Origin of the sequence: Actinophytocola sp. (assembly GCF_036555685.1) — a bacterium.
GTDB lineage: Bacteria > Actinomycetota > Actinomycetes > Mycobacteriales > Pseudonocardiaceae > Actinophytocola.
Genome location: NZ_DATBKY010000165.1, coordinates 1 through 9,259, shown reverse-complemented (window position 1 = coordinate 9,259; position 9,259 = coordinate 1). Strand labels below are relative to the sequence as shown.

The window sequence follows — 9,259 nt, the reverse complement described above, 5'->3', positions numbered from 1 at the left end:
CGACGAGTCGCGTTCACGCGACCGCGCCGACTACAGCCCCCGCAGCGACCGCGGCGGCGACGCCCGCCCGTCGCGTGACCGAGGCGGATACGCCTCCCCTGACAGCCGCGGCGGCCCACCACGGGACCGTGGCGGTTACCGCCCCCGCGATGACCGCGGAGGCGGCTCCCGATCGCCGCGCGGCGGTTACAACTCACGCGACGAGCGCGGTGGCGCCTCCGGCCAGTCCCGCGACCGCACCGACTATCGCCCACCCGATGACCGCGGTGGTGACTCGCGCCCGCCGCGCGACCGTGGCGACTTCCGCCCCCGCGACGATCGGGCCCGAGGCAGCTACAGCTCCCGCGATGACCGTGGCGGCGACTTCCGTCAGTCACGTGACCGTGGCGGTTACCGCCCTCGCGATGACCGCGGTGGCGACTCTCGCCCGTCACGTGACCGTGGCGACTACCGCACCCGGGACGATCGCGGTGGTGACTACCGTGCGTCGCGGGATCGTGGCGAGCGCGGTGGCGACTCGCGCCCGGCGCGCGACCGCGGTGGTTACGGCAGCCGCGAGGACCGCGGTGGCGACTTCCGTGGGTCGCGCGATCGAGGCAGTGATTCCCGCCCTGCGCGCGACCGCGATGACTACCGCACTCGTGACGACCGAGGAAGTGGCGCTCGCTCGTCGCGTGATCGGCGGGATTATCGAGACCGTGACGATCGAGGCGGCGACTCACGCCCCTGGCGCGGCCGCGACGACCGCGACTCCCGCGGCGGGCGCGACCGCTCGGACTTCCGCGGCCGCGACGATCGCCCGCGTCGCGATTCCCGCAGTTCAGAGGGTCGAGGCGTCCAAGATCGCCGAGGCGAATCCGGCGGCTACAGGGACCGTGGCTACCGCGACAACGACCGCCGGGAACGCGACGATCGCCCGCGCCGCAACTACCGCGATGACCGCGCCCGCCGGCGCGATGAGCCCGACTACCGGGATCGCCGGCGCAACCAAGACGACGGCGCCCGCAACCGGCCCGACCGCGGCCGAGACGACTCAGGCCGCCGCTCCGGCTCTCGCGACTCCCGGGGCCGCAGTCCGTTCGATGCCAACAGCCCTCGTGAGTCATTCCGCGAGGTAACCAGACACGAGGCGGCGCCGACCGCACCAGATCTGACCGACCCCGCGGAGGCCCTCGAGCAGCCGAGCCATACACCTCCCGCGCCCGACGCAAGGCCGGCGGACACGCCAGACCTGGTCGAGAGCGAAGCCGCAGGGCCGACCGCGCAGGCCGACGCGCCCGAGGCCCCGCAACCGGCGGCGGCCACTCAACCGTCCGAGGTCCCACAACCGGCGGACGCCACGGACCCGGCGGCGCGGGCGGCAGAACCGGCCCAGGGCACCGAGCTGGCGCACGGCGCAGATCCGCTGCAGGACGTAGAGCCGGCCCAAGCTGCCGAGCTGGCGGGGTTCCCGGACCCGGTCCGGGCAGCAGAGCCGGCACAGGACATCGAATCGGTGCAGGCCACGGAGCCGGTCGGGGCGACCCTACCGGTGCAGACCCCCGAATCGGTCCAGGCGGCCGGATCCGCCCAGGCCACGGAGCCGGCAGAGCCTGCGCAATCGGCAGAGGCCGCGCAGCCGGCAGAGGCCGCGCAGCCGGCAGAGCCTGCGCAACCCGCGGAGGCCGCGCAACCCGCAGAGGCCGCGCAACCCGCGGAGGCCGCGCAATCGGCAGAGACCGCGCAACCGGCCGAGGAAATCGTGCCGACGGAGGCAGTTGCGCCGGGAGAGGCCGCCGAGCTGGCCGAGACCACGCATTCGGTGGAGGCACCCGAATCCGTGCAGGCCGACGAACACGCACAGGCCGACGAACACGCACAGGCCGCCGGACCGGCGCGGGGTGCCGGATCCACAGAGGTCACGGAATCGGCGGAGGACATCGAGTCAGCGGAGGCTGTCGAACCGGACGCGGCCGCTGTACAGGCGGGACCGCTCAGCGAGTCGAATGGGCGGATGTCTCGACGGCCGGATGGGGAGCCCGAGCTGTCCGACGACATTCAGTACTCCGACCTCGACCCCGAAGCCCGGCGGGAGCTGCGCAGCCTCGCCAAGCCCGTGGCCGAGCTGGTCGGGCGTCACCTCGTCGCCGCCGGCAGGCTGATCGACGACGATCCTGAGCTTGCCCTGGCGCACGCGCGGTTCGCGCGGTCACGCGCGGCGCGGGTGGCGCTCGTCCGGGAGGCGGCGGGGCTCGCCGCCTACCACGCGGGCGAGTGGGCCGAGGCACTCGGTGAGCTGCGCGCGGTTCGGCGGATGAGCGGAGGTCAGGCACACCTTCCGGTCATGGCGGACTGCGAGCGTGCGCTCGGCCGGCCGGAGCGTGCGCTCGAGCTCGCCGCCGAGGCCGGCAGGGACCTGCCGAAGAACATCGCCGTCGAGTTGAAGATCGTGGCGGCCGGTGCGCGGCGGGACATGGGGCAGCTGGACGCCGCGGTCGTCGCGCTGCAGGGGCCCGATTTGGATCCGGGGATCCACGAGTCCTGGAGTCCGCGCCTCTTCTACGCCTACGCCGACAACCTCGAGGCCGCTGGGCGCAACGAGGACGCCATCCGCTGGTTCCTCAACGCCGCCGAGGCCGACCTCGACGAGGAGACCGACGCCGCCGAGCGGGCGTTCGCACTCCGGGACGCCGAATGACGCTGCTCGATCGCTACGACGCCCTGCTCTTCGACCTCGACGGCACCGTCTACCGCGGCGAGCACGCCGTCGACGGGGCGGCGGAGGCCGTCGCCGCGGCGCACGAGGCGAAGACGACCATCCGGTTCGTCACCAACAACGCATCTCGCACGCCGGACGAGGTCGCCGCGCACCTGACCGACATCGGCATCCCGGCCGGGCCGGACGAGGTCAGCACCAGCTCACAGGCCGCGGCACAAGTGCTCAAAGGCACGACCGGCAAGGTCCTCGTTGTCGGCGCGCCGGCCCTCGAGCACGAGATCGAGCTGGTCGGCCTCGTCACGACGCGCACAGCGGGCGACGACGTGGCCGCCGTCGTCCAGGGCCTCTCCAGGGAAACCGGCTGGCAGGACCTCGCCGAGGCCACCGTCGCGCTCAACGCCGGCGCCCGCTGGGTCGCCTGCAACATCGACCCCACGCTCCCGACCGAACGCGGCATGCTGCCCGGCAACGGCTCGTTCGTCGCCGCCCTCACGGCCGCCACCGGGCGCGAGCCCGAAGTCGCCGGCAAGCCCGCCGAACCGCTGATGAACGAGGCCATCCGCGCCGCGAAAGCGAAGCACCCGCTCGCGATCGGCGACCGGCTCGACACCGATATCGCCGGCGCGAACGCGGTCGGCATCGAGTCGCTGCTCGTGCTCACCGGTGTCACCACCCCGGCCGAGCTCCTCGAGAGCGACATCCGGCCGACCTACCTCGCCGAGGACGTCCGCGCGGTCACCGGCGACCCTGACCGGCTCGCGATCGGCGACAAGCCCGGCTGGAAGATCGACAACGGCGTGATCAGCGGCGACGGTGACCCGCTCGACCTGCTGCGCGCCCTGTGCGGCGCCCCCCGAACCGACGTCAGGGCCGGTGACGACAACGCGGCGGCGGCGCTTCGCCACCTCGGCCTGCCCCATGAGCTAGCGTGACGGAGTGGAGTTGGACGGCATGACTTCCCAGGACCCGGCCGCCGCCATCGACGACGCCGTGGCGCGCACCGACGACCTCGCCGACGTCCCGCTCGCCGAGCACGTCGGCCGGTTCGACGCGGTCCACGTCGCGCTCAACGACGCGTTGTCGCGCGTCGACCGCATCGACGCGGACTGAGCGGTGCCTCGCCGGACCCGGCTGGACGCGGAGCTCGTCCGCCGCGGCCTGGCCCGATCCCGCGAACACGCCTCGCAGCTCATCGCGGACGGCCGGGTCACCGTGCGCGGCACCGTCGCAAGCAAGTCCGCGACGGCCGTCGAGACCGACGCGCCGGTCGTGGTCCGCGAGCAGGACGGCGACGACTGGGCCTCCCGCGGCGCGCACAAGCTGATCGGCGCGCTCGACGCGTTCGGCATCGACGTCACGGGCCGCCGCGCGCTCGACGCCGGCGCCTCGACCGGCGGGTTCACCGACGTGCTGCTGCGCCGCGGCGCGCGGGAGGTCGTCGCCGCGGACGTGGGGCGTGGCCTGCTGATCTGGCGGCTGCAGAGCGACGAGCGTGTCCTCGTCCTCGACAAGACGAACGTCCGCGGGCTGACGCCGGAGCAGACGCAGGGCCTGGTCGACCTCGTCGTCGCCGACCTCTCGTTCATCTCGCTGCGCCTCGTACTTCCGGCCCTGCTCGCGTGCGCGACCGAGGACGCGGACCTGCTCCCGATGGTCAAACCGCAGTTCGAGGTCGGCAGGGAACGGCTCGGCTCCGGCGGCGTCGTGCGCGACCCTGAACTGCGCGCCGATGCCGTCCGTACCTTCATCCGTGAGGCCGAGACGATCGGCCTGCGCGCACACGGAGTGACCGCCAGCCCGTTACCGGGACCGTCGGGAAATGTCGAATACTTCGTGTGGCTGCGTCGCGGCGGACCCAACGCCGACAGCGACGCACTCGTCGACACCGCCGTCCGGGAGGGGCCACGTTGACCGAGCGCGAGGTACTCCTCGTCGTGCACACCGGTCGGGCGGACACCCGCCACACGGCCGAGAAGGTCGCCGGCTGGTTCGCCGCGGCGGACGTGAAGCTGCGGGTGCTGGCCGAGGAGGCGCCCCAGCTGGACCGCGCCTGTTACCAGAAGATCGTGCCCAGCGGGCCCGACGCGGCAGCCGGCACCGAGCTCGTGTTCGTCCTGGGCGGCGACGGCACGCTACTGCGTGCTGCGGAGCTCGCCCGGCCGGTGGGCGTGCCCGTGCTCGCGGTCAACATGGGCCGGATCGGCTTCCTCGCCGAGGCCGACTCGGACGTCCTCGAGCAGGCCGTCGGGCAGGTCATCGCGCAGAACTACGAGGTCGACGACCGCATGACCGTCGACGTGATCGCGTGGCTCGGCGACCGGCAGCTCGCGCACACCTGGGCGCTCAACGAGGCCAGCGTGGAGAAGAGCAGCCGCGAACGCATCCTCGACGTGCGGATCGAGGTCGACGGACGGCCGGTGTCCGCGTTCGGCTGCGACGGTGTGCTGTGTGCGACGCCGACCGGCTCGACCGCGTACGCGTTCTCCGCAGGCGGGCCGGTCGTCTGGCCGGATGTGCAGGCGTTGCTGGTGGTGCCGAGCAACGCGCACGCGATGTTCTCCCGGCCGCTCGTGGTGTCGCCGGACTCGGTCGTGGCCGTCGAGGTCGACCCGGACGGGCACCCGGCGGTGCTGTGCTGTGACGGGCGGCGGACGTTCGTGCTGCCCCCGGGCGCGCGGGTCGAGGTCGTCGGCGGGGCCAAGCCGACACGCCTGGTCCGGCTGCGGCAGGAGCCGTTCACCGACCGGCTGGTGCACAAGTTCGTGCTGCCGGTGCAGGGCTGGCGAAATCGCTGAGCACTTTCTCAGCCATTCGAACACACGGTCGTTAGTTGCGGGATTTCGTCGGTGTGAGCCGATAAGGTGCGCGCTGTGTTGGCCGAAATGCGCATCGAGGGCCTCGGCGTGATCGACGAGGCCACCCTCGAACTGGATCCGGGACTCACTGTCGTCACCGGCGAGACCGGTGCCGGCAAGACCATGGTCGTCACCGGGCTGCACCTGTTATCAGGTGGCCGGGCAGAGGCGTCCCGCGTGCGCAGCGGCGCGCAGAGAGCGGCGGTCGAGGGCAGGTTCGACGCGCCGCCGGGCAGCGCCGCGGCCAAGGTCGCGGCCGACGCGGGTGCCGAGCCAGACGAGGACGGCGCGCTGATCGCGCTGCGCACGGTCGGCCCGGACGGGCGCTCGCGAGCGCACCTGGGCGGCCGGGCGGTGCCGGTCGGGGTGCTGTCGGAGCTGTCCGAGCAGCTCATCGCGGTGCACGGGCAGAACGACCAGCTGCGGCTGCTGCGGCCCGCCGAGCAGCGTGCGGTGCTCGACCGGTTCGCGGGCGAGGAGTTGCTGAACGCGCTGTCGGAGTACCGGCGGCTGCGCGACGAGTGGCATTCGGTCAGCACGGAGCTGACCGAGCGCACCGCGCGGTCCCGGGAGATGGCGCGGGAGGCCGACCTTCTACGGCACGGCCTCGCGGAGATCGAGGCGGTCGACCCGCAGCCGGGCGAGGACGACGAGCTGGTGGCCAAGGCCCGCCGGCTGGCCGACGCCGACCAGCTGCGGGAGGCGGCGACGGGTGCGTCGTTCGCGGTCACGGGCTCGTCGGAGGGTGACCCGGACGCGCCGGGCGCGCTCGGCATGATCGCCGACGCCCGCCACCGGATGACGGCGTCGGAGGATCCGCGGCTGCGTGACCTCGCGCCTCGGCTCGCCGAGGCGGAGGCGCTGCTGTCAGACGTCGGTTCCGAGCTCGGCGCGTACCTCGAGTCGCTGGACGCCGATCCGGCCGAGCTGGAGAAGGTGCTCGCGCGGCAGGCCGAGCTGAAGGGCCTGACCAGGAAGTACGCGGCGGACGTCGACGGCGTGCTGGCGTGGGCGCGGGAGGCCGAGGAGCGGCTGGCCGGGCTCGACACGTCCGAGGAAGCGCTGGCCGAGCTCGAACGCAGGCGCGACGAGCTCGCCGCGGAGCTGGCCGAGCGGGCGCAGGTGCTGACGTCGCTGCGCGTGCAGGCCGCCGACCGGTTCGCGAAGGCGGTCACGGCCGAGCTGGCCGGGCTGGCGATGGGCCAGGCGAAGGTCGAGCTCGTGGTGAGCACGCGCTGGGCCGAGCCCGGTGACCAGCACGCGCTGAAGGTGGCCGGCGGGGGCGGCGAGGACGCGCTCGCGCACGCCGGTCCGGACGGCATCGACGAGGTCGAGCTGCGGATGGCCGCGCACGACGGCGCCCAGCCGCTGCCCGTGCACAAGGCCGCGTCGGGCGGCGAGCTGTCGCGCGTGATGCTGGCGATCGAGGTCGTGCTGGCGCATTCGGACCCGGTGCCGACGCTGGTGTTCGACGAGGTCGACGCGGGTGTCGGTGGGCGAGCGGCGGTCGAGATCGGGCGGCGGCTGGCCCGGCTGGCGACGAGCCACCAGGTCATCGTGGTCACGCACCTGGCGCAGGTGGCGGCCTTCGCCGACCGGCATCTCGTTGTGGACAAGAGCGCCGAGGGCGGGGTCACGCGCAGCGACGTGCGGGTGGTCTCGGACCGGGATCGGGTCGTGGAGCTGGCCCGGATGCTGGCCGGGATGGACTCGACCGAGACCGGGCGGGCGCACGCGGAGGAGCTGCTGGAGGTGGCGGAGAAGGACAAGCGGCGCAAGCACTGACCCGGCGGGTCGCGGAGGTCGACTCGTGGGCGGCCGGGTGGGGGGCGCTGGGTGGCGCGGTGTACCTGTTGGTGCGCCGGCGTCGTCGGGCGGTTGCGTCGGTGCGGGCGGCGAGGGATGAGGGGTTCGTAGCGTTGGCTTTGCGGGACGCGGCCAGGGTCTGGTGCGGCGGGATTTGTGCGGCGGGGGTTGGTGCGGCGGGTTGCGCCGGTGGCCGGGTTGGTCGTTGCCGGGTGGCGGCCTGGTGCCGGTGCGGCGACGGGCTGTTGAGTCGATCGTCGCGGCGGGCTTTGCCGGGTGCGGCCTGGGTTTGGTGCGACAGCGGAGGCGCCGGTGGTTGGGTGGCTTTCCCAGGCGGCGGTCGAGTCTCGTGGCTTTCGGCTCTTCACCATGCTTTCCCGCCGGCTGCCTTCCTTAACTGACTCTCTTCTTCACCTTCCCGGTTCTCACCAGCACCGCCTCACGTCGTCCAGCCTTGTCCAGGGCGCGCAAGATCCACATTTCCGATCTGCCGCTGAGGGTGGCCCGAAACGGTTTTTGCAGGTCACCCCAACGGCGTGGCGGAAGTGTTTTCTCCTGCCCATTTGTCACCATCAGTCCCATGAAGCTCACTGGCCTCCTGCCGCGACCGCATCAGAGTCGCCCTGGGATCTCCGGGGTGGCCAGGGTCGATCGGCGTATCGGCGATCTCCTTCGGCGCGTCGACGTCGGGGACATCGTCGTGCTCGATCAGGTCGATCTGGATCGGGCTACCGCCGATGCGCTCGTCGAGGCCGAGGTCGCCGGGGTCGTGAATGCCTCGCCGTCGATCTCTGGGCGGTTTCCCAATCTTGGGCCCGAGATCGTCGTCGGGGCGGGAATCGTGCTCGTCGACGACGTAGGGCCCGCGGTGCTGCGGGCCATCAAGGAGGGCAGCAAGGTCCGGCTGCACGAAGGAGGCGTGTACGTCGGCGAGAAGGAGGTCGGGCGGGGAACCGAGCAGACTGTCGAGTCGATCGCCGATCTGATGATCGAGGCGAAGGCCGGGATGTCCGCCCAGCTCGAGGCCTTCTCCGCCAACACGATCGAGTTCCTGCGCCGCGAGCGCACGCTGATTCTCGACGGCATCGGCGTACCGGAGCTCAAGACCCGCCTCCACGAGCGCCAGGTACTCATCGTCGCCCCAGGTCATGGGCACGCCGAGGACCTCGCCGCGCTCAAGCGCTACATCTGCGAGCACCGGCCCGTGCTGATCGGGATCGATGGGGCCGCGGACACGCTGCACAACCGCGGGTACAAGCCGAACGTGATCGTCGGTGACCCCGATCGGCTGTCGACCGACACGCTGCGCAGCGGCGCGGAGGTCGTCGTGCCGGCGCACATGGACGGCCACGCGCCCGGGCTCGAGCGCGTGCAGGACCTGGGCATCGGCGCGGTCACGTTCCCCGCGTCGGGCAACCCCGAGGATCTCGCGCTGCTGCTGGCCGACACGCACGGGGCGAGCCTCGTCGTCACGATCGGGTTCCAGGCGACGCTCAGTGAGTTCCTCGACCGCGGCCGCTCCGGGTCCAACCCGTCCACGTTCCTGACCCGGCTCAAGCTCGGCAGCAAGATCGTCGACGGCAGGGCCGTCGCCACGTTGCACCGCAACCGCGTCTCGATCGGCGCCGTCGTCGTGCTCGTGCTCGCGGCACTCGTCGCGGTGGCCGTCGCCTTAGCGGTGTCGGGTGTGGGCGGCGCCTACGCCGACTGGGCGGTCGACACCTGGAACAGCTTCGTCACCTGGATCGAGGGGCTCTTCTCGTGATCTCCCTGCGCTACCACGTCATCTCCATCGCCGCGGTCTTCCTCGCGCTCGCCGTGGGGGTCGTGCTCGGCTCGACCACGCTGTCGCGCTCGCTGCTGTCCGGCCTGTCGAACGACAACGACCAGCTCGTGAACC

The 9,259-nt window shown here is 72.5% G+C and carries 9 protein-coding genes; all 9 read left to right on the top strand.

The features are described from left to right. Positions 1-347 precede the first annotated feature (347 nt). A complete protein-coding gene (locus tag VH969_RS15990) occupies positions 348-1,118 on the top strand; it encodes a hypothetical protein (protein WP_331974832.1) in 771 nt (256 codons plus the stop codon). A gap of 875 nt (positions 1,119-1,993) precedes the next feature. Continuing rightward, positions 1,994-2,677, top strand: a complete 684-nt coding sequence (locus VH969_RS15985; protein ID WP_331974830.1) for a tetratricopeptide repeat protein — start codon at positions 1,994-1,996, stop codon at positions 2,675-2,677. After that, positions 2,674-3,630, top strand: coding sequence for an HAD-IIA family hydrolase (locus tag VH969_RS15980; protein WP_331974828.1), 957 nt, complete (start codon positions 2,674-2,676; stop codon positions 3,628-3,630). The genes VH969_RS15985 and VH969_RS15980 overlap by 4 nt, the downstream gene beginning before the upstream one ends. 19 nt (positions 3,631-3,649) lie before the next feature. Further along, positions 3,650-3,808, top strand: a complete 159-nt coding sequence (locus VH969_RS15975; RefSeq protein ID WP_331974826.1) for a hypothetical protein — start codon at positions 3,650-3,652, stop codon at positions 3,806-3,808. A gap of 3 nt (positions 3,809-3,811) precedes the next feature. Further along, on the top strand, positions 3,812-4,609 hold the full coding sequence (locus tag VH969_RS15970; RefSeq protein WP_331974824.1) for a TlyA family RNA methyltransferase: 798 nt from the start codon (positions 3,812-3,814) through the stop codon (positions 4,607-4,609). Next, positions 4,606-5,493, top strand: coding sequence for an NAD kinase (locus tag VH969_RS15965; protein WP_331974821.1), 888 nt, complete (start codon positions 4,606-4,608; stop codon positions 5,491-5,493). The genes VH969_RS15970 and VH969_RS15965 overlap by 4 nt, the downstream gene beginning before the upstream one ends. 66 nt (positions 5,494-5,559) lie before the next feature. Beyond that, positions 5,560-7,338 carry a DNA repair protein RecN gene (gene recN, locus VH969_RS15960; protein WP_331974819.1) on the top strand — a complete coding sequence of 593 codons (1,779 nt, stop codon included), beginning with the start codon at positions 5,560-5,562 and terminating at the stop codon, positions 7,336-7,338. Between the two features lie 601 nt (positions 7,339-7,939). Beyond that, on the top strand, positions 7,940-9,124 hold the full coding sequence (gene steA, locus VH969_RS15955; RefSeq protein ID WP_331974816.1) for a putative cytokinetic ring protein SteA: 1,185 nt from the start codon (positions 7,940-7,942) through the stop codon (positions 9,122-9,124). Next, a partial coding sequence (locus tag VH969_RS15950) for a copper transporter (protein ID WP_331974834.1) occupies positions 9,121-9,259 on the top strand: 139 nt, incomplete at its 3' end. The genes steA and VH969_RS15950, both read left to right, overlap by 4 nt.

Bases quoted from the DNA above. Each gene is read 5' to 3' on its own strand.
- VH969_RS15990 (WP_331974832.1), top strand. From the start codon at position 348: ATGACCGTGGCGGCGACTTCCGTCAGTCACGTGACCGTGGCGGTTACC.
- VH969_RS15985 (WP_331974830.1), top strand. From the start codon at position 1,994: ATGTCTCGACGGCCGGATGGGGAGCCCGAGCTGTCCGACGACATTCAG.
- VH969_RS15980 (WP_331974828.1), top strand. From the start codon at position 2,674: ATGACGCTGCTCGATCGCTACGACGCCCTGCTCTTCGACCTCGACGGC.
- VH969_RS15975 (WP_331974826.1), top strand. From the start codon at position 3,650: ATGACTTCCCAGGACCCGGCCGCCGCCATCGACGACGCCGTGGCGCGC.
- steA (WP_331974816.1), top strand. From the start codon at position 7,940: ATGAAGCTCACTGGCCTCCTGCCGCGACCGCATCAGAGTCGCCCTGGG.